A 23,651-nucleotide genomic window follows, 5' to 3' on the forward strand; every position below is an offset into this window, starting at 1 on the left:
CTCCTTTTTAGCCTGAAGGACAACCAAGCATTTTACAATGGTTGCCACGCAAAGGCACCTAAACAGCTAATAAGTGTATAGCTTGAAACCGATCAAAACACCACTCTAAAGGTGAACTCTGGACGGATTTTCATATACAAAGGAATAATCATTGAGCCGCCAATATCAATTCCCTGCCCAGAAATGACGACTGGGGTACCGCGATCAATGACAGAAAATACCGGCATTATAAGGGCAAAAGAAAAGACGCCCGCAACGGGCGCCTTAACGGAAATGCTATTTAAAGCTTGGCTTGATCAAATCAGATGAAATCAGGACGCCGATTTAAGAGCCGTCCGACGCCGTTCACGAAGCGATCCAGCCGTAACCCGCCCATCCCCTGTCGGTTGATAATAAACCGTCATTTCCTTTAATGCGGCGCGCACTTTTGCCAGCGATACATCGTCGTCATTTTTCAACTCATATGCATCAAATCCGCAGCGATGCATATAAAGAATCTGGTCGCGCAACACGTCACCGATTGCACGAAGTTCACCCTTGAAACCAAGACGTTCGCGCAGAACACGCGCATAGGAATATCCGCGCCCGTCGGTATAGGCCGGGAAATTGACGGTGATGATCGAAAGACGATCCAGATCGTTTGCCAGATCTTCCGGCGCATCGCCGGGGTTAAGCTGCACGCCAAGACCACCATTGCGGCCGATCAGCGTTTCGCGTTCTTCCTTAAAACGCGCAAGAGGCACGATAATGTTTTCCTCCCCCGGCGGAAGGTCGGCTTCGGCGTCAAGCGTGATCCATTCCTGATCAATCACACTGTCATTCTTAACGATCGCCATAAAGCACCTCCTTGAACGGGTCCATGCCGACACGGCGATAGGTATCGATAAAACGTTCGCCGGTTTCGCGAATGCCAAGATATTTGGTCACCAGACTTTCAATGGCATCGACGACTTCGGCCTCGGAGAAACCGGCACCGGCGATTTTACCGATTTCGGCATTCTCACTGGCGTCGCCGCCAAGGGTGATCTGATAGAATTCCTTGCCACGTTTATCGAGGCCCAGAATCCCGATATGACCAACATGGTGATGTCCGCAGGCATTGATGCAACCGGAAATCTTGATCTTGAGTTCGCCGATATCATGCTGGCGATCCAGATCGGAAAAACGTTCCGAAATGCGCTGAGACAGCGGGATCGAACGCGCCGTTGCCAGCGCACAATAATCCAGCCCCGGGCAGGAAATGATGTCGGTAACATAGCCAAGATTTGCCGTTGCCAGATTGGCGTTTTTCAGCTCCGCCCAAAGCGAGAACAAATCGGCTTTTTTCACGTGCGGCAAAACCAGATTCTGTTCGTGGGTTACACGGACATCACCAAAACTGTACTGCTCCGACAGATCGGCAACCAGTTCCATCTGGGTATCGGTTGCATCGCCCGGAATACCACCAATCGGCTTCAGCGATACGTTGGCAATCGCATAACCCGGTTGCTTGTGCGGAATGACGTTCGAACGCACCCAGTTGGAGAATTCCCGATTTTCGGCCTTACGACGTTCAAATTCGGCATCATCGTCGGAAAGGGTTTCGAATGCCGGAGGGGCGAACTGTTCGATGTAATGCGCAATTTCGGCATCATCGACGCGCAGCGATCCGTCCTTGATCTGCGCCCATTCTTCCTCGACCAGGCGCTGCATTTCCTCGACCCCGATTTCATGTACGAGGATTTTGATTCGTGCCTTGTACTTATTGTCACGACGGCCAAAGCGGTTATAAACCCGCAGGATCGCCTCAAGATACGAAAACAGATCGTTCTTGCCGATAAAGTCACGCACGGTTTTACCGACGAATGGCGTGCGGCCAAGCCCACCGCCCACGATGACCTCGAACCCGACCTCGCCCGCATCATTCTGATGCATGCGAAGTCCGATATCATGGACCTTTACTGCGGCACGGTCATTTGGCGACCCGGTCACCGCGATTTTGAATTTGCGCGGCAGATAGGTGAATTCCGGATGGAACGTTGACCACTGGCGGATCAGTTCGCAATAGGGCCGCGGATCTTCTATCTCGTCGGCGGCAGCCCCTGCGTACTGGTCGGTTGTCGTGTTGCGGATACAGTTGCCCGATGTCTGGATCGCATGCATTTCGACCTTGGCAAGATCAAGCAATGCATCGGGAATTTCATCAAGTTTTGGCCAGTTATACTGGATATTCTGCCGGGTCGTGAAATGTCCGTATCCCTTGTCATAACGACGCGCGATATAGCCAAGCTGGCGCAATTGATCCGCGCGCAATGTTCCATAGGGAACAGCAACGCGCAACATATAGGCATGCAGCTGAAGGTAAACACCGTTCATCAGGCGCAGTGGGCGGAACTGGTCTTCGGTAATATCGCCCGAAAGACGACGTTTTACCTGTTCACGGAACTGCTCGGTACGTTCCAGCACCAGTTGGCGGTCAAAATCATCATAGCGATACATGACGTATCCTCTCCTTACCCGGCCTGATAGCCGAGATCCTGCCGCACACTGGGACCCTTGGTGCGCAGAACTTCACGGTATTTTGTCGGAACCAGCCCACCGTCCTGTTGCTCCACCTCGATCAGATAAGGTCCGACAATGACAGTATCGAGCTCAGGTGCACTGGCCTCTGCCAGCAAGGCGTCACCCGCCTCTTTTCCGTCGGCAACGCGAGACTGATCGATGTCTTCACTCCAACCGCCTTCCGCGGTCAGGAAAACCACCAACCCGTCACCAAGACGGTTTGCCGTGACAACTTGCAGGGACATTCGGTTCTCTCAGCCTGTAAATCTCTCTGGTGATGTCCTGTCTATGGACATTTTCTGCACCAGAATTTGGATGATTACCGACTATTGGTCAAGTTTTTTTGTTAAATACATAAAAATACAAATTATTAATGTTATTAATACTCAGCACTTGACCAAATTCCCCATGACTTCTAGGTCAGATAACACCCTGTCTCGCCTGAAAGAACATGACCAAACCATGCCCCTCCATCTGATCAAACTAAGTGTTGGTACGGAAAGCCCCGAAACCCTGCGCCAATGGCAGGCCTATTTCGGGAACCTTCATGGACGAATTTATCATACCACCCGAATGACTCCGAAACGCAAAGCGGAAATACTGGCCGGCGGATCGATCTATTGGGTGATCAAGGGGGCAATTCGCGCACGTCAGCGCATTATAGATCTGGAAGAATTCATTGACGATGAAGGCATCAAGCATTGCCGCATCGTCCTGGACCCGGAACTTTTCGAAACGCGCACATGGCCGCACCGCGCCTTTCAGGGGTGGCGTTACCTTTCAGAAGACAAATGTCCGCCAGATGAAAAGCAGGCCGGTGGCGCAGAAGCACTTCCCGAAGACATGGCAGATGAATTGCGCGAGCTCGGCCTTCTCTGAGCCGGATTACGATTTTCCCGGATCGGGGGTGATGACAGTCAAGGCCGGCTGGTTTTCCTCGATATCCTTGAGGGTTGCGGCAACTTCGTCCTTCAGCCAGCGAATAAAGGATTGTACACGCGGCCGGTTCAGGTTTTCCTCGGGACAGGTCAGATAATAGGCGTAACTTGACGCAACGGTTTGCGGAAATGGGCGAACAAGCAAACCGGCTTTCAGGTCCTGCGCGGCAAGACTGGTTCGCGCCATGCCAACCCCGTGCCCCATCAGGGCTGCCTGAATGACCATGTCGCCAGAATTGAAACGAAGTCCGCGTCGCAAATCAATTCCCTTAACCCCGACACCTTCCAGCCAGAATTGCCAATCCGCAGCGCGCGGTTGCTCAATATGCGATGTGGCGTCATGCAGTAGCTGATGACCGGCAATATCCGCAGGCCGGTTCAGCGGCGGACTTGATGCCAGATAATCCGGGCTGCAAACCGGGAAAACTTCATCACGCATCAGCAGTTCGGTATAAAGGTTGGGATACCGGCCTCGGCCGAAACGAACAGCAAGATCAATACCTTCATTGCGGAAATCAACCAATCGATCATCAGCGTGGATTCGAACATCAATATCAGGATGTGCTTCACGAAAATGCCCAAGCCGCGGCACCAGCCATTTGACAGCGAAAGATTGCAATACGCTGACGGTGACAACACCGGCTTCTTCCACAGCGCGAAGGCTGTCGATTTCGCCTGCGATGCGTGAAAAGCCTTCAAACGTTGCCCTCGCCAGACGATCCCCCTCCTCGGTCAGTTGCAACCGCCTTGGCAAACGGAAAAACAAACGAAATCCAAGATATTCTTCGAGCTGACGGATCTGCTGACTGATCGCCCCCTGGGTAACGAAAAGTTCCTCGGCGGCGCGGGTAAAATTCAAATGTCGCGCAGCGGCATCGAAGGCACGCAAAGACTGCAATGGGGGTAAGCGCATGTTCGCCTCAAATCCACAATCATTAGATAATCTAATACATAACCCGAGAAATACTCGTTTGTCACCTACCTGATTTAAGAGGAGTATGGCTTCAACAAACGTAACCTCCATTAGAAGAACTCAATTCAGGAGAACGATTATGGCACATGCATATTGCCAGACGCCTTCTGGCCACACCAACACCAGAGCCACAAACCCGCCAACCACATCGCTGCAAAACGTTATCAACACAGTATTCAGCACAATCGCGGATACGCTTGCCAAACGCGCACAGCGCCGTGCTCTCATGCGGTTAAGTGACGCCCAGCTTTCTGATATCGGTCTGTCGCGAAGTGATGCCGAGGCCGAATACCGGAAATCCTATCCGCTTTGACATTGCCCCACCTGCGCCATGATCGAAATCCTATCCGTGAACCGGATTTGATCTACCTCCTTGCGCCCCCTTTCGATCATGGCGCATTTATGTCACTGTAATTTCCCATTAAAGTTGCAGGGCATCTACAGTATGGCGGCGAAACAGAAAGACAACCCGACGAAAAAGACGGAAAGCGGTGACAATTCGATCCGCAAGGCGGTGAAAAATACGGCGCGCAGCCGCAGGGCTTCGAAACAGCATCCCGATCTTTCCAGCCTTGATAGCGAAGCCCGTGATCGTTTTTTACTTGATGCTGAAAGCATGACGATGGATCGCCTTGATGATCGCCCGTCAAAGAAAAGCATTTCCCCGGAATCAGACACTCCCGGAGACTATGTCCCGCCTGACATCGACGCCGATCCCAATGCACGCGTGAAAAAGATGCATGGCAAACAGTATCTTGAACTCATTGCGCCATTGCATATCGAACTTCTCAAGCTGCAAAACTGGGTTAAGGCTGAGAACATCAAATCACTGGTGATTTTCGAAGGCCGCGATGCCGCTGGAAAAGGTGGCACGATAAAACGCTTCACAGAACATCTGAACCCGCGTGGCGCACGTGTGGTTGCGCTCGGGAAACCGAATGACCGGGAACTGACTCAATGGTATTTCCAGCGCTACGTTGAACATCTGCCATCTGGCGGCGAAATCGTCCTGTTTGACCGGTCCTGGTATAACCGGGCGATGGTTGAACGTGTCATGGGATTCTGCAACATGTTCGAAGTCAGCGAATTCCTGCAATCGGTCCCGGCACTCGAGCGCATGCTGATCCGTTCCGACATTCACATGACCAAGTTCTATTTTTCGGTCAGTAAAAAAGAACAGGCGCGCCGGTTTGATCAGCGCAAACAAGACCCGCTTAAACAATGGAAACTAAGCCCGGTTGATCTGGCATCGCAAAATCTTTGGGATGCCTACACCGAAGCAAAGACCGAGATGTTTTTCCATACCTCGACCACCGACAGTCCTTGGATCATTGTTAAGTCAGACGACAAGAAGCGCGCACGTGTAAACGCTATCCGCTATTACCTTTCGCAGTTCGAATATCCCGGAAAACGGACTGAACTTCTGACCTATGACCGGCGGGTCATTCATACCGTCAGCGAGGAACTGGCACTCGACGACTGACAGATGAATGATCCATGTATTCCGGATCGTGGAAACATTGTCTCCATGACATTCCGCTGCATTGACATTCGCAAGGTGGCCTCCTTTACTGGTAACACCAATTACACGGGAGGCACGAAATGGCAAAATGTGCATTTATCGGGCTGGGCGTCATGGGCTATCCCATGGCCGGCCACCTGCAAAAGGCAGGGCACGACGTTACTGTTTTCAACCGCACCGCCGCAAAAGCAGATAAATGGGCGGGCGAATATGGCGGAAAATCCGCCCCTACCCCGGCCGAAGCCGCCAACGGGGCAGAATTTGTTTTTATTTGCGTTGGCAATGACGACGATCTGCGAAGCGTCGTCCTCGGCGAGACCGGTGCTCTCACCGGGGCGGCAAAAAATGCTGTGATGATTGACAACACAACAGCATCAGCCGATGTCGCCCGCGAACTATATGCGGCCGCCAAAGATGCTGGTGTTTCCTTTATCGATGCCCCCGTATCGGGCGGACAGGCGGGTGCTGAAAACGGCATTCTTACCGTCATGTGCGGCGGTGATCAGGCGGCATTTGACCGCGCGGCACCGGTTATTGACGCGTTTGCGCGCTCCTGCAAGCTGATGGGTGAAAGCGGATCGGGCCAACTGACCAAGATGGTGAATCAGATTTGCATCGCAGGCCTTGTTCAGGGTCTTTCCGAAGGTGTGAATTTCGGTCGCAAGGCTGGCCTTGATATGGAAAAGGTTCTTGATGTGATTTCGAAAGGTGCCGCTGGCAGCTGGCAGATGGAAAACCGAGGCAAGACAATGGTCGAAGACAAGTTTGACTTTGGCTTTGCAGTTGACTGGATGCGTAAAGATCTTGGCATCTGCCTTGAAGAATCGAAGCGCAATGGCGCGCGCCTGCCGGTAACCGCGCTTGTTGATCAATTCTATGCGCAGGTTCAGGAGCGTGGAGGAAACCGTTGGGATACATCCAGCCTGATTGATCTTCTGGCGCGTGGATAAGCAGCACCGCAGACCTTTCAAAACACACAAAAAACGCGGCCTTTTGCAGGGCCGCGTTTTTTGACAATTTATCACAATTAGAGCCCCGCGCGCAAAAGTGGCTCCACCTGATCCCTATACACAGCAAGCTTACCGTCACTGAAATAGCCCACGGCACATTCAAGAACAGTATCGCGCTGCAATTCCTTGGCTTTGGCCTCGCCATCGCCTTCGGCGTCCAACGGGTTATCATTTGTTGCAGATTTGCCGATACGGGTAACCTCTATATCGCGTTCGCAACTTGCTGCATCCATTGATGCAAGAACCTTGCGCGGATCGCGGCGACGCGGCGGCAAAGCGTGCTCAAGATCAACCTCCCGCTCGAACTCTTCGGCATCAGGAAGTTTGACTTCAATATCCGGGACAACACCATTGCCCTGCACGATGTGGTTTTCCGGCGTCGTGTAATAACCAGTCGTGATTTTAAGACCACCGCCAGAAGTCAGCGGCATGATGCGTTGCATTGAACCTTTACCAAACGACTGTTCGCCGATGATGACACCTCGCCCGTTTTCACGCAGGGCGGCCGCCATCAATTCGGCGCCCGACGCCGATCCACGGTCAAGCAGAATAGCCATGGGCGCACCGTGAAAATAATCGCTGCTGTCTGCTTCATAGCTGCGCAATTTACGTTCGCCCCGCCCTTCGGTCGCAACAATCAGCCCCTTGCTCAGGAATTGATCGGCAATATCGGCGGCACTATCAAGCAATCCACCCGGGTTGCGTCGCAAATCAACGATTACGCCCCGCGGTGAGCCAATCCTGTTTTCCAGCATTTCAAGATATTCGCGTGTCTGATCCAATGTGCTGGCATCAAAACGCGACACACGGATGTAGGCCAAATCGTTATCGATGATTGATGCGGTAACCGACGGCACCTCGATCCGTGCACGTTTCACGGTGACGTCAAAGTTTTCCTGCTTGCGCTGTATCGACAGTGTCACCGGGTCGCCGATGCGACCGCGCATAAGACGGACAGCCTCGGCAATGGGCTCGCCCTTCATTTCATGACCATCAATATGCGTGATCCTGTCATTGGGTTGCAGGCCAGCCCGTGCGGCAGGTGTATCGTCAATCGGTGACACGATACGGATCAGTTTGTCCTCGTCCTGCGAAATCACGATGCCAACACCGGCAAAACTTCCCTCGGTACTTTCCTGCAAACGGCGGAACATATCGTCGGTCATATATGCGCTATGCGGGTCCAGGTCGTGCAGGCTTTCGTCGAGTACTGCACCAACGATGCCGTCTGGCGTGTGATCATCAGTTTCAAGATTTGGCAAACTGGCAATCGCGCGCTCGACAAACGCCGGGCGATCAATATTTTCCACATAGGTATCGGAAAGAACCTGAACCGCTTCGACGAACAGTTTATCGGCGCGATCATATTGGTCGCTGGTCGCACTTTCGTCGACATAGTCGCGGTAGGCATCCAGAAACTGCTGTTCATCATCGCTTGGCCAAACCGGACCGGCACACGCCACCAACCTTGTTCCGGCAAATGAAATCACCACCGCAAGCAAAATCGGTAATATTCCTTTGCGCAGCACCGCCATACTCCTGTGTTTTCTTGTTCTTCAGATCGTGTCCCGATCACCGGAAGGGCAGTCTAGCTTGCCAAAGCCCGAATGGCGACCCTGCAACGGTTTTCACACCTGATTTATATCGGAACCATTATATATTACCGCCAGTAGTGCGACGCAACACTCGCTGGTTTTCCAGAAGAACATCCAACTAATAGCTTAGAGTAATTTGGTACTTTCAGAAGGAAACAGACTCGATCTTCTCCCGCCTTGTGATTATGCTATATAGCAACAAAGCCCCAAAACGAGGGAGATACCGAGCGGGCGCCTCACAATTCAGGGAGACGTCTTTTTCCATGAGCGACTATACGCCACCACTCCATGATCTGCGGTTCCTGATCCACAATGTGATCGGTTTGCAAACCGTTTCGGATATCCCGACCTTCGCAGAAACCAGCCCGGACCTTGTCGATGCCATTCTTGAAGAAGCAGGGAAACTGGCTTCTGGCGTACTGGCGCCCTTAAACCGTATTGGGGATCAGGAAGGTTCAGTTCTTCAAACTGATGGCCATGTTAGAACTCCGACCGGCTGGAAGGATGCCTATGATAAATTCTGTGAAGGCGGCTGGCAGGGCATAAGCGCCCCGCAGACCGAGGGCGGCATGGGGTTGCCGTTGCTTTTGGGTGCCGCCGTAGGAGAGCTTTGGCATTCGGCGAATATGGCCTTTGCCCTGTGCCCCATGCTTACCGCCGGCGCCATTGAACTTCTGACCGCACATGGATCGGACGAGCAACGCGCAATTTATCTGTCACGCATGATAAGTGGCGAATGGACCGGCACGATGAACCTTACCGAACCGCAGGCCGGTTCCGACCTTTCAAAGGTTCGCAGCACGGCCGAGCCAGAAGATGACGGTTCGTACCGGATTACCGGACAAAAGATTTTTATCACCTATGGCGATCACGAGATGACAAGCAACGTAGTTCATCTTGTGCTTGCCCGGACACCGGACGCGCCAGACGGGGTCAAAGGTATATCGCTATTCATTGTGCCGAAGTTCGTTGTGAACGCCGATGGCACACCAGGAGAGCGTAACGATGTGAAATGTGTATCACTCGAACATAAGCTTGGTATCCATGGAAGCCCGACCGCTGTTCTTTCCTTTGGAGACAACGGGGGTGCCAAGGGTTATCTGGTCGGACACAAAGGCCACGGTTTGGCTTGCATGTTCACAATGATGAACAACGCCCGTCTCGCTGTCGGGCAACAGGGCGTCGCGATTTCAGAACGCGCCTATCAGCAAGCTGTATCCTACGCACGCGATCGCAAACAGGGGAAATCTCCGACGACCGGGCAGGATGAAAGCATCATTCATCACGGCGACGTCCAGCGCATGCTGATCCGAATGCGCTCAACCGCCGAAGCCGCCCGCGCGCTTTCACTTTATGCCGCGGCGCAACTTGATATTGCTCATCATCATGAAGACGAAAATGAACGCACGAAGGCGCAAACGCGCGCAAACCTTCTGATCCCAATGGTCAAGGGATGGTCAACGGATCTGGGCGTGGAAAACGCATCCCTTGGCATTCAGGTTCATGGCGGTATGGGCTTTATCGAGGAAACAGGCGCAGCCCAGCATCTGCGTGACGCGAGAATTGCCCCAATTTACGAAGGCACAAATGGCATTCAGGCACTGGATCTGATCGGCCGGAAGCTCCTTCGTGATAACGGAGCCGCGATGCGGTCACTGATTACCGAAATGCGTATGTCTGTATCCAAGCCGCATCTTGATGACAATTTGTCTAAAGCGGCGCGGATGTTCGCCCATGCTATCGATCAACTGGAACAAACCACAAAAGATATCCTCTCCAGGTGCAAAAACTCATCTGGCCTCGCTCAGGCTATCGCCTCCCCCTACCTCCGGCAGACTTCGATTTGTGTGGCAGGTTGGTTAATGTTCCGCTCTTTGGAAAAACTGACCGATAGCGACATTGAAAAGGGCTTTGCCAGAGCAAAGGGCCTAAGCTGTAACTTCTTTTTGGCGCAAATCGTTCCCGAAGCCGATTTCATGGCACAGCAGATCGCCAATACGCGACACGAATTGCTGCATGAAACCGCGCCATTATTCTGACACAGCGTTGGCGTTGAAATCCCCCAACCTCTTCCGGAACAGATTCTCCAGGAGAGGTTGCTTTCGCCTTTAACGGCAATCGTTTGCAGCATACTCCACCACAATCAGCCAGCCCCGTCGCGTAACAGTGTAATTGCCGGGATTTCCCCCTAATTTCCTGTTTCGGTTTTTGAACGCTTCTCTATAATCCGGCCAATGAATCGTTTAACCCGATATATGCTGAAACAGCAGTTCATCATGATGGTGTTTGTGACACTTGGCTTGCTATGTGTCATTTGGCTGTCGCAAAGCCTGCGTTTCATTGAAATGATTGTGAACCGCGGCCTTTCGGTATCGGTATTTTTGCAGCTAACATCTCTGCTGCTTCCAAGCTTTTTGGCGATTATTTTACCGATCTCGCTCTTTTTCGTTGTAGTTTTCACATATAACAAACTTATTCAGGACCGCGAGTTGATCGTTATGCGATCCGCCGGGTTAAGCCAGTGGGCTCTTGCAAAACCGACACTCATACTAGCATTGCTGACCACCGCTTTCGGTTATTTCCTGACGCTGTTTTATCTGCCTTACAGCTACCAGCAATTCAAAGAACTGCAGTTCTCAATCCGCAACGATTTCTCATCCGTTTTGCTGCAGGAAGGCAGCTTTACCGACCTTGACGGTCTGACAGTCTATATCCGGGAAGTCGGGCAGGATAACGAGCTACTTGGCATTCTTGTACATGACGCCAGAGATCCAAACAAACAGGCCACAATGATGGCCAAAAATGGTGCTCTCGTTCGCACGGAAAATGGTCCGCGGATCGTATTGCTTGATGGAAACCGCCAGGAAGTCAACACAAAGGACGGCACGATGTCGATCCTCTATTTTGACCGCTATGCTGTCGATATTGCGCATAATGCAGAAGATCCGGCCCTTCGTTACAAAGAAGCGCGTGAACGAAGCGTATCCAATCTTCTAACAACCATGCCGCCTGATGTTTTGCCGAATGACATTGGCTCATTTCGCGCTGAAGGACATGATCGGCTACTTTCACCGCTATACTCCATCGGCTTTGCAAGCATTGCACTGGCAGTTCTGGTTTCAAGCAGCTTCTCTCGCAGGGGGCAGACCGGGCGCCTTTTATTTGCGATTGCAATTATGATCGTCTTCCAGGTGATCAGCATTACAATGAAGAACCTTGCAGCAAAGAATCCCGACCTTGTCCCCCTTATGTATTTGAATGCGCTTCTTCCAATCGCAGGGGGCCTCTACTGGACATTCCGCGGACCGCAAATCCGTGCGAAGGCTGGAAGCCGGGACGAGGTTCCAGTATGAGAATCTCACCAACCCTCACCTGGTATTTCGGCAAACATGTTCTGATATCGATTCTGGGAATTCTCGCCCTTTTGATCGGATTGATCCTGATCGGCGATACAATCGAATTGCTGCGTCGCGCCGGTGGACGCCCAGATGCGACGGTTGGTATCGTATTTCAAATGGCAACCAGTCGAATTCCATTCATGACAGAGAAGGTCCTGCCGTTTGCTGTCTTGTTCGGATCGATGTTTTCGTTCTGGAAGCTTACTGGCAATCAGGAGCTTGTCGTCACACGTGCAGCAGGTGTTTCTGCCTGGCAATTCCTACTTCCGCCAATCATGTGCGCGATTTTACTAGGCTCCATTCAGGTTATGGCGCTTAATCCGCTATCTTCAATTTTGCTACAAAGATACGAAACGCTCGAGGCCCGATATCTTCAGGGCAACAGCAGTGTCATGAATCTCTCGTCAAACGGATTATGGCTGCGTCAGGGCACGCAGGATGGACAGGCCGTAATATATGCCCGCGAAGTTCGTGGGCAGGCAACAGATAGAGTTGACTTGCGGAACGTCACCGTTTTCCGTTTTCAGAATGCGGATGATTTCACAACCAGAATTGATGCGCAGCGTGCAGTTCTCGAGCCCGGCACATGGCGTTTCTATGACGCATGGACCTTCCATCCGGGACAGACTAGTGAGTTTTCATCCGAATTGATGTTGCCCACAAATCTGACCGCACGAAAAATCCAGGACAGTTTTGCGTCTCCCGAAACGATGTCGTTTTGGGACCTGAAGCCGTTTATCAACCTTCTGGAACGCGCCGGCTTCAACGCAACCCGCCATCGCATCCATTTTCACAGCTTGCTGTCGCGTCCATTGCTGCTTTGCGCAATGGTTCTGATTGCCGCTGCATTCTGTCTTAAATTTTCTCGACGTCGCCGCGCATCTCTTGTTATCGGTGGGGGTGTCGCGACCGGTTTCATTCTTTATTTTTGTACCGATGTCATTTCAGCACTTGGCGTTTCAGGTGGAATCCCGCCCGTCTTGTCGGCTTGGGCACCTGCAGGTATATCTTTGCTATTGGGAGTTTCCACCTTGCTTCATCTGGAGGACGGCTAGCTGAATGGCTCATACAGGGGGAATGATTAAAAGACTGGCAACGGGGACCATCCTGGGCTGTGCATTTGCTTTGGCCGGAACATATTCGATTGCCGCCAAGGCACAGCAGTCCGATGAAGTGACCACTGCAAACGACGAACAGTCCAAGATTCTTTTCAGTGCGGATGAAGTTGACTATAACCGGGAACTTCAAACGGTAACAGCGCGCGGCAATGTCGAAATCTCGCGGGATGGTCGTATTTTGCTGGCAGATACAGTCAGCTATGACAGATCACAGGACGTGCTGACGGCGTCTGGCAATGTCAGTATTACCGAACCAACCGGTGAAGTGACGTTTGCAAGTCATGTCGAACTCTCGGGTGATTTCAAGGAAGGCATTGTTGAAGACATTTATGTTCTTCTTGATGAAAACACTCGAATTGCCGGTACCGGCGCGCGCAGAAGCGGCGGGAATTTTACCGAAATTGCCAAGGCGGTTTACTCTCCTTGCAAGGTTTGCGAAGACGATCCGGAAACACCACCGCTTTGGCGCATCAAAGCAGCCCGTGTTCTTCACGATGCCAAAGAAAAAACCGTGGAATACGAAGATGCCCGACTGGAATTTGCAGGAATTCCGGTTCTTTATTCGCCGTATTTCCAGCATCCTGATCCAACAGTTAAACGTCAATCAGGTCTTTTGGCACCATCTTTTGGTAGCACGAGTTATGTCGGATCGTTCTTCGAATTGCCCTATTATTGGGCTATTGATCAAAGCAAGGATCTGACCCTTCGTCCTATCTACACAACGGACGAAGGCCCGGTTCTCGCCAGTGAGTATCGCCAACGCTTTGACAGCGGTGAAATGGACGTTGTCAGTAGTGTTACCAGTGACGATACGGACGACTTTCAGGGGCACATTGATGCAAAAGGCCGCTTTGACATCGATAAAACATGGCGGTGGGGATTTGATGCAGAACAAGCTTCTGAAAAGACCTATATGAGCCGATATGGTTTTGGCTCACCATCTGTTTTGACCTCCAACCTGTTTACCGAGGGTTTCAGAGGGGCCAGTTATAGCCGTGTCGACGGCTATTATTTCCAGGGACTAAAGGCTGAAGATGATCGGGATACGACACCCATCATCTTGCCACACGCACAATTCCACGGTCAAACGGCTCCGGCGAAATATGGCAGTTACACCACCCTTGATTTGGATGCCTTGTCACTCACCCGGGAAGAAGGGGCGGATTCTCATCGCCTTTCCGCCAAAGCAGGCTGGGCACTACCCTATATCGGATCACTTGGGGACGTAACAAAGCTCTCGATATCCATTCGCACCGACAATTACATGGTTTCGGATGTATCAAGAGACGGTCAACAGGATTACAACGGATATGCAGGCCGAATTCTTCCATTGGTAGCCGTCGACTGGAACATGCCATTTGTGAACAATCAGGGCAGCTACCATCATATCATCAAACCGATTGTCATGGCCGCATGGTCACCAAACGGTGGAAACCCGGACGAGATTCCGAATGAAGACTCCCAGTCATTCGAGTTTGATGACATCAATATTTTCTCACATGACAGATATAGTGGCCTTGACCGTGCAGAAGACGGTTTTAGAACCAGCTACGGCCTTGAATGGGGGGTCTACGGTGAGGAAGGAGGATATACCAGTGCCATGTTCGGCCAAAGCTATCGCGCCAACAAGGGCGATACCTTTGAAGAAGGCACTGGCCTCGAAGATCATCTGTCGGATTATGTCGGCAGAGTAACCGTCTCTCCAAACAAATATGTCGACCTGACCTATCGCTTCAGGCTTGATAATGAAGATTTCTCGACACGCCGAAATCAGGTATCAGCAGGTTTGGGTGAAAAGGAAACGTTACGCCTTAATCTGGATTACGTTCACTTTGCAGAAGATGCTGGCAGTGATGAGTTCGGGCAACGAGAAGAACTTTATTTCCGTGCAGAGCGCCAGTTCAGCGAGTTCTGGTCGGGGATGGCATATAGTCGCTATGATCTTGATCAGAACGACCCTCTTGAATACGGTTTCGGCTTTGTTTACGAAGACGAATGCTTCGTGTTTGACGGACGGGTCAGAAGAACATTCTACGAAGATCAGGACCTTGGTCAGTCGGATGAGATTCTTTTCCGACTGGTATTCAAAACACTTGGCGAATTTGCGTCAGCAGCCGGATTATAAGGCAGTATAACTTTGCATAGCACCAGACTTTCTCATCTCGTCGCAGCAATTGCTGTCATGCTTTTTGCTGCTGTTTCGATATCGACAGCAAGAGCTCAAAGCACGATCGGCGTCGCAGCTGTCGTCAATGATGCCCCGATTTCGGTGGTCGATCTGGTAGAACGCATCAAGCTTGTCGCTGCCTCTTCCAATATTCCGATGAGCCCGCAACGAAGCCAGGAGATGGCACCACAGATTTTACAGCAGTTGATCAATGAAAAGCTGCAACTGCAGGAATCTGAACGTCGCGGCTTTGAGGTGACGGACGCAGATATTGATCGCGCCAAAACCCTGATCGAGCAAAATTCCGGATTGCCAACGGGGGGGCTTGACCAGTTTCTGGCTCAGAATGGTATCGCATCAGAAACCATAAGAAACCAGATCCGTCCCCAAATTGCATGGCAGAAACTTTTGGGTTCCATGCGTCGCGAAATCGAGATTTCCGATACAGAAATTGATGACAACCTCGAACGTATTCGCAGCAACCAGGGTAAGCCGCGTAACAATGTTCAGGAAATTTTCCTGCCTGTCGATAATCCGCAGGACGAAACCAAAGTTTACCAGAATGCCCGCGAGGTGATCCGGGCCCTTGAACAGGGGGCTAATTTTGGCGGCCTGGCGAGACAGTTTTCGGCAAGCTCAAGTGCAGCAAACGGTGGTAACCTTGGCTGGCTTTATTCCGGTGAAATGGCCGGAGAATTGCAGCAGGCCATTAACCAGATGCAGCCGGGCGATGTAAGTGATCCTATCAGAACCATTCGCGGATATTACATCCTGAAACTGCTTGAACGCCGTCGGGGAGATGCCAACGCCCTGACTGATGTCCGGCTTGATCTATATCAGCTCTTTGTTCCGATTGCAGCCAACACGCCCCAAGATGAGGTCAACTCCAAACTTGGTATCCTGCAAAATGCCAAAGAAACTGCCGATAGTTGCCAATCATTGGCAAATGTCGCGGTTGACCTTGGTTCGGACATGAGCGGAAAGACCGAAGGCATATCACCAAACGATCTTGCAGGGCCTGTACGCAATGCCGTCGCAAATCTGGATAAAGGCGGTATTTCCGATCTGATCAAGGTTGATGGTGGTGCCCTGCTTGTCATGGTTTGCGACAAGACCGAAGAAAGTACTCTTCCTGACCGGGAAAGCATCCGCCAACGTCTTGAAATGGAACGCCTCGAAATTCTGGCGCGCCGTAAACTGCGTGAATTGCGCCGTAATGCGTTTATCGATATCCGGATGTAATCCGGAAAGGACGCCAGCCGATGAGCAACATCAAGCCGATTGCAATGACACTGGGAGAACCGGGCGGCATCGGCCCGGAGCTCGCCCTCAAGGCGTGGCTGTCGCGCAAAGACCATGTACTGCCTCCATTTTTCATTCTCAGTCCCAAGACAATCATGGATCAAACCATCGAAAGTCTTGGGCTGCGGGTAAAAACCAAGGTGATAAACGAGGTCAGCCAAACAGGTAAGTTCTTTGAGGACGCCCTTCCGGTTTTTGAAATTCCCGGCACTGCACAAGATATCAAACATGGAACTGCATCCAGCAAAACCGCATCTATTGTAATAGACAGCATTACCCATGCCGTTAACTTGACGCGATCAGGAACAGCAAGTGCTGTGGTAACCAACCCGATTCAGAAGAGCGCGCTTTATCAAGCCGGTTTCAAACATCCCGGCCATACCGAATTTCTGGCAGAGCTTTCTGGTCCGGGCACCATCCCGGTTATGATGTTGGCCAATAGTCAATTGCGCGTCGTACCGATGACAATCCACATCGCCCTTTCGGAAGTGCCAAAGCAACTTACCAGTGAAATGATCAAACAATTGGTCCGCATCACGTCAAAGTCGTTGCAACGGGATTTTGGGCTGGAAAAACCAAGGCTTGCGATTGCCGGATTAAACCCGCATGCAGGTGAAGATGGATCAATGGGCGACGAAGAAATCAGGATAATACGTCCTGCCATAAAGGCATTGCAGAATGAGGGGTTTGATGTCGTTGGGCCCCTCCCCGCAGATACCATGTTCCATGCCGAGGCACGTGCAAACTACGATGTCGCCCTATGTTCCTATCATGATCAGGCTCTGATTCCGGTCAAAACACTTGATTTCCATGGCGGTGTGAACGTCACGCTAGGATTGCCCTTTATCAGAACGTCCCCTGATCACGGGACGGCTCTTGATATCGCAGGTAAAGGCATCGCACGGCCTGACAGCCTGATCGCGGCCATCAAAATGGCGGCTGAGATGGCACATAAACGAGTAGCCGGCAACGCTGCCTCACAAGGAGCCTGACATCGTGTCAGACCAGAACAACGAAACCACCAGCCTTGCCAATGATGGGCTTCCACCCTTGCGCGACGTCATTGCAACGCATGAACTGTCCGCGCAGAAGAAGTTTGGCCAGAATTTCCTTTTTGATCTGAACCTGACCGGGCGGATCGCGCGCGCGGCTGCACCACTGGATGACGCAACCGTAATTGAAATCGGTCCAGGCCCCGGTGGTCTGACACGCGCCTTGCTTTATCATGGCGCAAAGAACTTGACGGTTATCGAACGTGATCCCCGTTGCCAACCGGTTCTTGAACAAATCAGCAATCACTATCCGGGGGCGCTTCATGTGATCGATGGGGATGCGCTTGACGTTGATGTTACGTCACTCGGCCCGGCTCCGCGAAAGATTGTCGCCAACCTTCCCTATAACGTGGGTACGCAACTTTTGCTGGGTTGGCTGATGCAGATTGATCAGTTTGCCAGCCTGACCTTGATGTTCCAGAAAGAAGTCGCAGAGCGCGTTGTCGCCGCCCCGAAAAGCAAGGCCTATGGCCGCCTTTCGGTCCTGTGCCAGTATTTATGTGACTGCCAGATACTTTTTGATGTGCACCGTAGTGCCTTCACCCCACCGCCCAAGGTAACCTCAGCTGTCGTTCAACTGCGTCCCAAAACAGATCGCGGCGAAGCTGTAAATCTTGTCAGTCTGGGCAAGATCACACAGGCAGCCTTTGGCCAAAGGCGCAAGATGCTGCGCGCCAGCCTGAAGACATTGAACATGGATGTCGGAATGTTGTTGGAACGTGCACAAATTACAGAGACAGCACGTGCAGAAGAATTAAGTGTAGCCGATTTCGTTCGACTAACACTTGTTCATGACGAAATGGTCGCCTGATCAGGCGGCCATTTCGGATCATCAATCTGTCAAAAGCTTTTTAACGAACCCCGGCAGTTGGGATTGGCGTTCGCGTTTAACGCGTTCTGCACCAATGATATGTTGTACATCGGCAAGACAACGTTCAAGGTCATCATTGATCAGAACATAGTCAAATTCTTCCCAATGGCTGATTTCGGCACCGGCTTTTGCCATACGCTTCATGATCACATCATCAGCATCCTGTCCCCGGTCACGAAGACGGCGTTCAAGCTCGGCCGACGAGGGCGGCAGGATGAAGACAGAAACAACATCATCCCCACCCTTCTCGCGTATTTGCCGCGCGCCTTGCCAGTCAATGTCAAACAGAACATCGTGGCCTTCGGAAAGCGCCTTTTCGACCGGGCCGCTCGGCGTGCCATAATAGTTGCCAAACACTTCCGCCCATTCCAGCAATTCATCATCGGCGATCATATGCTTGAAGGCATCAACGGATTTGAAGAAGTAGTGTACCCCTTCTTCCTCGCCCGGACGCGCTGCACGTGTTGTCGCAGAAACCGAAAGAGAAATCTGGCTGTCTTTTTCCAAAATCTGGCGTGTGATCGTGGTTTTCCCTGCCCCTGAAGGGGCACAGAATACCAGCATCACACCACGACGTTTTGCCTGATCCGTCATCGGATTGTCCTTATTCAACGTTCTGAACCTGCTCGCGCAGTTGATCGATTATGACCTTAAGCTCCATACCACAATTGGTCAGTTCGATATCATTCGCCTTGGAACAGAGCGTATTGGCTTCACGATTGAATTCCTGACATTGGAAATCAAGTTTACGGCCAATCGCACCGCCTTTTTGGATCATGTCGCGTGCGGCGATGATATGGGCTTTAAGTCGATCGATTTCCTCCCGAACATCCGCCTTGGTCGCAAGCAAAACTGCTTCCTGATGAAGCCGTTCGGGATCGAACTTGCCTGTTTCCATCAGCTCATCGATCTGACGCTTGAGCTTTGCCTTGATCGCATCGCTTCGAACGGACGCGCAATTTTCAGCTCTCAGGACGGTTTCCTCAATACGATCAATATGACCGCGCAGCATTTCGTCAAGCTTCGCTCCTTCTTCGGCACGATGTGCTGCCAGTTGATCAAGCGCCTCGCCAAAGCTTTCAAGGATCGCGGCATCCAGATTTTCGCGACTGTCGTCGTCTTCCTGCTGTTCGACCGCTTCGAGAACGCCACGCACATTCATCAAATCTGCAATCGTCCCGGCCGAAAGACTACTGGCGCGATCAAATTCTTCGGCCAGCGCAACCAATTCGGCAAGTAGATCGCGGTTAATGCGATAGGCACTGGTTTCCCCGGGGCGGACAACATTTAACGTGACCCCCATATTGCCTCGCTTAAACCGTTTGACGACGGCGTCTCGTACAACAGGCTCCAGACGTTCAAAGCCGCCGTTAAGGCGCGTACGAACGTCCAATCCCTTGCCATTGACACTGCGAAGCTCCCAGGTCCAGCCAAAGCCTTCTGCACCGCCGTCGGTGCGGGCGAACCCGGTCATGCTTGATACGGTCATATTCTTATCCAGTCTGAATTGTCGGTTGCCCGTTTATAACGGTTGTGCCTCGGCGCGCCAAGGGATTGTCGTTTGATGATCGATCATCAAGACAGACAGTTATTGCCCGCATTTCATAATGCTGCCCTAATGCTGTCCCATGTTCCGCGCGAACAATTCGGAACATGCCCAACGGGATCACGAGCAACCATGTCACTGCAATACCACGCCATCCTGATTACCGGTGCCAGCTCGGGCATCGGGGCCGCCCTTGCGCGTCACTATGCCCGCACCGGGGTCACCCTGTTTATCAGCGGCCGGGACCAAACACGTTTGAAACTGGTCGAAAATGAATGCCGCGCTGCAGGGGCAAATGTATTTGCCGATGTGCTTGATGTGACCGAACGCGAAACGATGGCTGAATATGTTACCAAATGCGACCAGATTACACCGCTGAGCCTGATTGTCGCCAATGCGGGTATTTCAGCCGGAACCGGCAGCGAGGGTGAAGACCCCGATCAGGTACGCGATATTTTTGCAACCAATGTTGCGGGTGTTCTCAACACGATTGATCCTGCCATCGCCTTCATGTCCGCACGTAGGCACGGCCAGATCGCACTGGTTTCATCGCAGGCATCTTGGCGTGGTCTTCCGTCCGCCCCGGCTTACTGTGCCAGCAAGGCCGCCGTAAGGACGTATGGTGAAGGACTCCGGGGTGCCCTTGCCCCCTTCGGGATAAAGGTGAATGTGATTTGTCCGGGATTTGTCAAAAGCCGCATTACCGATGCCAACGACTTTCCCATGCCATTCTTCATGCAGGCCGACAAGGCCGCAATCAAGATTGATAAAGGCCTGTCGAAGAACAAGGGAATGATAGCTTTTCCCTGGCAAATGAACATTCTGGTTGGTGTTCTGAAAATGGTCCCTCAATCACTGCTGGACATGGCGGCATCGCGCATCCCGCGAAAGGCATCGAAAAGCCAAACGCGCCAAAGACTGGCATCAACGTCCGAACATATACAGCCGCGTCAATAAAAACGGGGATAACCAGTTACTTATTGGCGATCCCGGATGCGGCGCCAACGCGTGACATTGCGGTTATGCTCGTCCAAAGTCCGGGCAAAGGCATGACCGCCCGTTCCATCCGCGACGAAATAAACCTCGTCAGTTTCGGCAGGATGCAAAACGGCATAGATCGCGTCACGTCCAGGATTTGTTATCGGTCCCGGTGGTAACCCGGATGACACATAAGTATTGTAGGGACTATCGAATTTCAAATCAGCACGCGTCAAGGCACGGTCAAGCGGTTCATCCCGGCTGATTGCATAAGCGACCGTCGGATCGGACTGCAAACGCATATTCATTCTGAGCCGGTTGACAAAAACCCCCGCAACACGTGGACGTTCCGCAGCAACACCGGTTTCCCGTTCTACAATCGATGCCAGAACAATCGCTTCTTCGATGGTATCATACGGCAGATTGGCTTCTCGTCCCGGCCATAACTGGGTTACCAGCGCATCATGTGCTGCTGCCATACGATCAATGATGCTTTGTTTCGTATCACCGAACGAAAACTGATAGGTCTCTGGCAGAAGCATACCATCAGGCGGAACATCAGAAATTTCACCAATGAGACCATCTACAAGATTGATACGGGTGACGATCTCGCTTGAGCGCAGCCCTTCAGGGATCGTCACAAACCGTTTTACAGTATCGCCGGTCGCAAGAATTTCTGCGGCCTGTTTGGGGCTGACACGCGCAGGAAAATGATATTCTCCTGCGCGCAATGCCCGATCAAGCCCGGCGATGCGGACGCCAAGCAGAAACACAAGCGGTTCCTGAATAATATTTTGGCGGCGAAAGATGTCCGCAATCCCGCGAACACCGGTACCCTGCGGGATAACAATATCACTGCCCTGCGCCAGCTTGCTGGGCGATGTATACTGCACATAAACATACACCGCCGCCCCACCAATGGTGAGCGCGGCGGTGATGCATAAAAAGCCAAGAACAAGCAGAAAACGCTTCAAGGGGTTTCCCTCTGTCAGGTTGAATCTGCTGTCTTAAACGCCTTTGAAGACCAGCGAAGCATTGGTACCGCCAAAGCCGAACGAGTTCGACAGGGCGACATTGACCTTGCGTTTCTTCGCTTCAAGCGGAACCAGATCAATTCCGAGGCAAGCTTCGGAAGGATTGCGCAGGTTCAGGGTCGGCGGAACAATACCTTCATGGATTGCAAGGATCGAGAACACAGCCTCGATCGCACCTGCTGCGCCAAGAAGATGGCCCGTTGCCGATTTGGTCGAGGACATCGAAAGTGTCGATACCGAATCCCCGAACAGACGTTTTACCGCACCGAGTTCGATTTCATCACCCAACGGAGTCGACGTACCATGTGCGTTTACATAATCGACGTCTTCCGGGTTAACGCCCGCATTGCGAAGGGCATTGCGCATCGAACGGAAACCACCATTGCCGTCTTCGGCAGGTGCCGTGATGTGATAAGCGTCGCCCGACATGCCATAACCGGCAACTTCGGCATAGATTCTAGCGCCACGGGCTTTGGCGTGCTCGTATTCTTCAAGTACCACACAACCGGCACCTTCCCCCATGACAAAACCGTCACGGCCCTGATCCCAAGGACGCGATGCTTCGGTCGGGGTATCGTTGTAACCGGTGGACAAGGCACGCGCCGCAGCAAAGCCCGCCATACCCAACCGGCAAACAGCGGCTTCAGCCCCCCCGGCAACCATAACATCGGCATCGCCCAGCATGATCATGCGCGATGCGTCGCCAATGGCGTGCGCACCGGTTGAACATGCCGTAACGACAGCATGGTTCGGGCCTTTAAGGCCATGTTTGATCGAAACCTGGCCGGAAACCAGATTGATCAGGCAGGACGGAATGAAGAATGGGCTGACACGGCGGGTTTTGCCGTTATTCACCAGCTCCGTGGCTTCGGAGATCTTCGGCAAACCACCAATACCCGAACCGATCAAAACACCAGTATTTTCCTGGTCTTCATCAGTTTCAGGCTTCCAGCCGGAATCGGCCAGTGCCTGGTCGGCAGCGGCAACACCATAGACGATGAAATCGTCCATTTTTTTCATGTCTTTGATCGAGACATGATCTTCCGCGTTGAAAAGTCCGTCACCCACACCGCGCGGCACAAGGCCAGCGATCTTGGCCGGGATATCGGACACATCGAAAGTGTCGATGCTTTTGATTCCGGATTGGCCGTCCAGCAATTTCTGCCAGGTGTTCTGTGCGCCGCTGGCAAGCGGAGTAACAGCACCAATACCGGTAACAACTACGCGTCTCATCCCGCACTACGCCTTTATTTTATGAATACAGCAAAGACGAAAAGGGCGCCTGAGGATGCCCTCTGGCGCCCATGTCTCACGGCAAGATTAGCCGTTCGCCTTTTCGATGAAGTCGATCGCGTCTTTAACGGTCAGAATTTTTTCTGCTGCGTCATCAGGAATTTCGCAACCAAATTCTTCTTCAAACGCCATGACCAGCTCGACAGTGTCCAGGCTGTCGGCGCCCAGATCGTCGATGAAGCTTGCGTTTTCGGTGACCTTGTCTTCCTCGACACCGAGGTGCTCGACAACGATCTTCTTCACGCGATCTGCGACATCACTCATAGCTCAAATCCTTCAATAGGTTTTCTGTCAGTTGGTTTTGATTGGTTCT

Annotated in this window: 22 protein-coding genes; 12 read left to right on the forward strand and 10 right to left on the reverse strand. The window is 52.1% G+C overall.

What is annotated here, in order from left to right:
- Positions 1-311: 311 nt before the first annotated feature.
- The 3 genes from TH3_RS12350 to TH3_RS12360 are packed head-to-tail and all read right to left on the reverse strand — an operon-like array spanning position 312 to position 2,786.
- On the reverse strand, positions 312-836 hold the full coding sequence (locus TH3_RS12350; protein ID WP_007090330.1) for a DUF934 domain-containing protein: 525 nt from the start codon (positions 834-836) through the stop codon (positions 312-314).
- Positions 823-2,478: a nitrite/sulfite reductase gene (locus tag TH3_RS12355; RefSeq protein WP_007090331.1), complete on the reverse strand. Its 1,656-nt coding sequence runs from the start codon at positions 2,476-2,478 to the stop codon at positions 823-825. Before TH3_RS12355 ends, TH3_RS12350 begins: the two co-directional genes overlap by 14 nt.
- Before the next feature lie 14 nt (positions 2,479-2,492).
- The gene (locus TH3_RS12360; protein ID WP_007090332.1) at positions 2,493-2,786 is read right to left on the reverse strand and encodes a DUF2849 domain-containing protein; all 294 of its coding nucleotides are present in this window, start codon (positions 2,784-2,786) and stop codon (positions 2,493-2,495) included.
- A gap of 70 nt (positions 2,787-2,856) precedes the next feature.
- Between TH3_RS12360 and TH3_RS12365 the strand changes: the two genes are divergently transcribed.
- The gene (locus tag TH3_RS12365) at positions 2,857-3,420 is read left to right on the forward strand and encodes a DUF1489 family protein (protein ID WP_233421763.1); all 564 of its coding nucleotides are present in this window, start codon (positions 2,857-2,859) and stop codon (positions 3,418-3,420) included.
- 6 nt (positions 3,421-3,426) lie between these two features.
- Here TH3_RS12365 and TH3_RS12370 read toward each other — a convergent pair whose 3' ends face one another.
- Complete coding sequence (locus TH3_RS12370) at positions 3,427-4,392, reverse strand: transcriptional regulator GcvA (protein WP_007090334.1); 966 nt, start codon at positions 4,390-4,392, stop codon at positions 3,427-3,429.
- Between the two features lie 139 nt (positions 4,393-4,531).
- Between TH3_RS12370 and TH3_RS12375 the strand changes: the two genes are divergently transcribed.
- From TH3_RS12375 to TH3_RS12385, 3 genes are all read left to right on the forward strand, one after another.
- Positions 4,532-4,765 carry a DUF1127 domain-containing protein gene (locus tag TH3_RS12375; RefSeq protein WP_007090335.1) on the forward strand — a complete coding sequence of 78 codons (234 nt, stop codon included), beginning with the start codon at positions 4,532-4,534 and terminating at the stop codon, positions 4,763-4,765.
- Between the two features lie 132 nt (positions 4,766-4,897).
- Positions 4,898-5,935 (forward strand): polyphosphate kinase 2, encoded by a 1,038-nt coding sequence (gene ppk2, locus TH3_RS12380; protein WP_007090336.1) that lies wholly within the window; start codon positions 4,898-4,900, stop codon positions 5,933-5,935.
- 119 nt (positions 5,936-6,054) lie between these two features.
- Complete coding sequence (locus tag TH3_RS12385; RefSeq protein ID WP_007090337.1) at positions 6,055-6,924, forward strand: NAD(P)-dependent oxidoreductase; 870 nt, start codon at positions 6,055-6,057, stop codon at positions 6,922-6,924.
- A 77-nt stretch (positions 6,925-7,001) separates the two neighbouring features.
- On the opposite strand, the gene TH3_RS12390 is transcribed toward TH3_RS12385, so the two are convergent.
- Positions 7,002-8,519: a S41 family peptidase gene (locus tag TH3_RS12390; RefSeq protein WP_007090338.1), complete on the reverse strand. Its 1,518-nt coding sequence runs from the start codon at positions 8,517-8,519 to the stop codon at positions 7,002-7,004.
- 323 nt (positions 8,520-8,842) lie between these two features.
- On the opposite strand from TH3_RS12390, the gene TH3_RS12395 reads away from it, so the two are divergent.
- From TH3_RS12395 to rsmA, 7 genes are all read left to right on the forward strand, one after another.
- Entirely contained in the window at positions 8,843-10,618 is a 1,776-nt protein-coding gene (locus TH3_RS12395) for an acyl-CoA dehydrogenase (protein WP_007090339.1), read from the forward strand.
- 195 nt (positions 10,619-10,813) lie between these two features.
- The gene (lptF, locus tag TH3_RS12400; protein ID WP_233421765.1) at positions 10,814-11,932 is read left to right on the forward strand and encodes an LPS export ABC transporter permease LptF; all 1,119 of its coding nucleotides are present in this window, start codon (positions 10,814-10,816) and stop codon (positions 11,930-11,932) included.
- Positions 11,929-13,032 carry an LPS export ABC transporter permease LptG gene (gene lptG, locus TH3_RS12405; RefSeq protein WP_007090341.1) on the forward strand — a complete coding sequence of 368 codons (1,104 nt, stop codon included), beginning with the start codon at positions 11,929-11,931 and terminating at the stop codon, positions 13,030-13,032. The genes lptF and lptG overlap by 4 nt, the downstream gene beginning before the upstream one ends.
- Before the next feature lie 22 nt (positions 13,033-13,054).
- Positions 13,055-15,220, forward strand: coding sequence for an LPS-assembly protein LptD (locus tag TH3_RS12410; RefSeq protein ID WP_007090342.1), 2,166 nt, complete (start codon positions 13,055-13,057; stop codon positions 15,218-15,220).
- A gap of 12 nt (positions 15,221-15,232) precedes the next feature.
- Positions 15,233-16,504 carry a peptidylprolyl isomerase gene (locus TH3_RS12415; RefSeq protein ID WP_267958664.1) on the forward strand — a complete coding sequence of 424 codons (1,272 nt, stop codon included), beginning with the start codon at positions 15,233-15,235 and terminating at the stop codon, positions 16,502-16,504.
- Positions 16,505-16,524: 20 nt separating this feature from the next.
- Positions 16,525-17,556, forward strand: a complete 1,032-nt coding sequence (gene pdxA, locus TH3_RS12420; protein ID WP_007090344.1) for a 4-hydroxythreonine-4-phosphate dehydrogenase PdxA — start codon at positions 16,525-16,527, stop codon at positions 17,554-17,556.
- Between the two features lie 4 nt (positions 17,557-17,560).
- Positions 17,561-18,427, forward strand: coding sequence for a 16S rRNA (adenine(1518)-N(6)/adenine(1519)-N(6))-dimethyltransferase RsmA (rsmA, locus tag TH3_RS12425; RefSeq protein WP_007090345.1), 867 nt, complete (start codon positions 17,561-17,563; stop codon positions 18,425-18,427).
- 21 nt (positions 18,428-18,448) lie between these two features.
- Here the strand turns inward: rsmA and gmk are convergent, their stop codons facing one another.
- Positions 18,449-19,081: a guanylate kinase gene (gene gmk / locus TH3_RS12430; RefSeq protein WP_007090346.1), complete on the reverse strand. Its 633-nt coding sequence runs from the start codon at positions 19,079-19,081 to the stop codon at positions 18,449-18,451.
- A gap of 10 nt (positions 19,082-19,091) precedes the next feature.
- Entirely contained in the window at positions 19,092-19,976 is an 885-nt protein-coding gene (locus tag TH3_RS12435; protein WP_007090347.1) for a YicC/YloC family endoribonuclease, read from the reverse strand.
- Between the two features lie 189 nt (positions 19,977-20,165).
- Between TH3_RS12435 and TH3_RS12440 the strand changes: the two genes are divergently transcribed.
- Complete coding sequence (locus TH3_RS12440) at positions 20,166-20,990, forward strand: SDR family NAD(P)-dependent oxidoreductase (protein ID WP_007090348.1); 825 nt, start codon at positions 20,166-20,168, stop codon at positions 20,988-20,990.
- A 20-nt stretch (positions 20,991-21,010) separates the two neighbouring features.
- Here the strand turns inward: TH3_RS12440 and mltG are convergent, their stop codons facing one another.
- From mltG to TH3_RS12455, 3 genes are all read right to left on the reverse strand, one after another.
- A complete protein-coding gene (mltG, locus tag TH3_RS12445) occupies positions 21,011-21,985 on the reverse strand; it encodes an endolytic transglycosylase MltG (RefSeq protein ID WP_007090349.1) in 975 nt (324 codons plus the stop codon).
- A 33-nt stretch (positions 21,986-22,018) separates the two neighbouring features.
- The gene (gene fabF / locus TH3_RS12450) at positions 22,019-23,278 is read right to left on the reverse strand and encodes a beta-ketoacyl-ACP synthase II (protein ID WP_007090350.1); all 1,260 of its coding nucleotides are present in this window, start codon (positions 23,276-23,278) and stop codon (positions 22,019-22,021) included.
- A gap of 87 nt (positions 23,279-23,365) precedes the next feature.
- Entirely contained in the window at positions 23,366-23,602 is a 237-nt protein-coding gene (locus TH3_RS12455) for an acyl carrier protein (RefSeq protein WP_007090351.1), read from the reverse strand.
- Positions 23,603-23,651: the final 49 nt, after the last annotated feature.

The organism is Thalassospira xiamenensis M-5 = DSM 17429, from assembly GCF_000300235.2.
Classification (GTDB): Bacteria; Pseudomonadota; Alphaproteobacteria; order Rhodospirillales; family Thalassospiraceae; genus Thalassospira; species Thalassospira xiamenensis.

Excerpts from the sequence above, each read along its gene's own strand:
- TH3_RS12350 (WP_007090330.1), bottom strand. The coding sequence starts at position 836 with ATGGCGATCGTTAAGAATGACAGTGTGATTGATCAGGAATGGATCACG.
- TH3_RS12355 (WP_007090331.1), bottom strand. The coding sequence starts at position 2,478 with ATGTATCGCTATGATGATTTTGACCGCCAACTGGTGCTGGAACGTACC.
- TH3_RS12360 (WP_007090332.1), bottom strand. The coding sequence starts at position 2,786 with ATGTCCCTGCAAGTTGTCACGGCAAACCGTCTTGGTGACGGGTTGGTG.
- TH3_RS12365 (WP_233421763.1), top strand. The coding sequence starts at position 2,857 with ATGATTACCGACTATTGGTCAAGTTTTTTTGTTAAATACATAAAAATA.
- TH3_RS12370 (WP_007090334.1), bottom strand. The coding sequence starts at position 4,392 with ATGCGCTTACCCCCATTGCAGTCTTTGCGTGCCTTCGATGCCGCTGCG.
- TH3_RS12375 (WP_007090335.1), top strand. The coding sequence starts at position 4,532 with ATGGCACATGCATATTGCCAGACGCCTTCTGGCCACACCAACACCAGA.
- ppk2 (WP_007090336.1), top strand. The coding sequence starts at position 4,898 with ATGGCGGCGAAACAGAAAGACAACCCGACGAAAAAGACGGAAAGCGGT.
- TH3_RS12385 (WP_007090337.1), top strand. The coding sequence starts at position 6,055 with ATGGCAAAATGTGCATTTATCGGGCTGGGCGTCATGGGCTATCCCATG.
- TH3_RS12390 (WP_007090338.1), bottom strand. The coding sequence starts at position 8,519 with ATGGCGGTGCTGCGCAAAGGAATATTACCGATTTTGCTTGCGGTGGTG.
- TH3_RS12395 (WP_007090339.1), top strand. The coding sequence starts at position 8,843 with ATGAGCGACTATACGCCACCACTCCATGATCTGCGGTTCCTGATCCAC.
- lptF (WP_233421765.1), top strand. The coding sequence starts at position 10,814 with ATGAATCGTTTAACCCGATATATGCTGAAACAGCAGTTCATCATGATG.
- lptG (WP_007090341.1), top strand. The coding sequence starts at position 11,929 with ATGAGAATCTCACCAACCCTCACCTGGTATTTCGGCAAACATGTTCTG.
- TH3_RS12410 (WP_007090342.1), top strand. The coding sequence starts at position 13,055 with ATGATTAAAAGACTGGCAACGGGGACCATCCTGGGCTGTGCATTTGCT.
- pdxA (WP_007090344.1), top strand. The coding sequence starts at position 16,525 with ATGAGCAACATCAAGCCGATTGCAATGACACTGGGAGAACCGGGCGGC.
- gmk (WP_007090346.1), bottom strand. The coding sequence starts at position 19,081 with ATGACGGATCAGGCAAAACGTCGTGGTGTGATGCTGGTATTCTGTGCC.
- TH3_RS12435 (WP_007090347.1), bottom strand. The coding sequence starts at position 19,976 with ATGACCGTATCAAGCATGACCGGGTTCGCCCGCACCGACGGCGGTGCA.
- TH3_RS12440 (WP_007090348.1), top strand. The coding sequence starts at position 20,166 with ATGTCACTGCAATACCACGCCATCCTGATTACCGGTGCCAGCTCGGGC.
- fabF (WP_007090350.1), bottom strand. The coding sequence starts at position 23,278 with ATGAGACGCGTAGTTGTTACCGGTATTGGTGCTGTTACTCCGCTTGCC.
- TH3_RS12455 (WP_007090351.1), bottom strand. The coding sequence starts at position 23,602 with ATGAGTGATGTCGCAGATCGCGTGAAGAAGATCGTTGTCGAGCACCTC.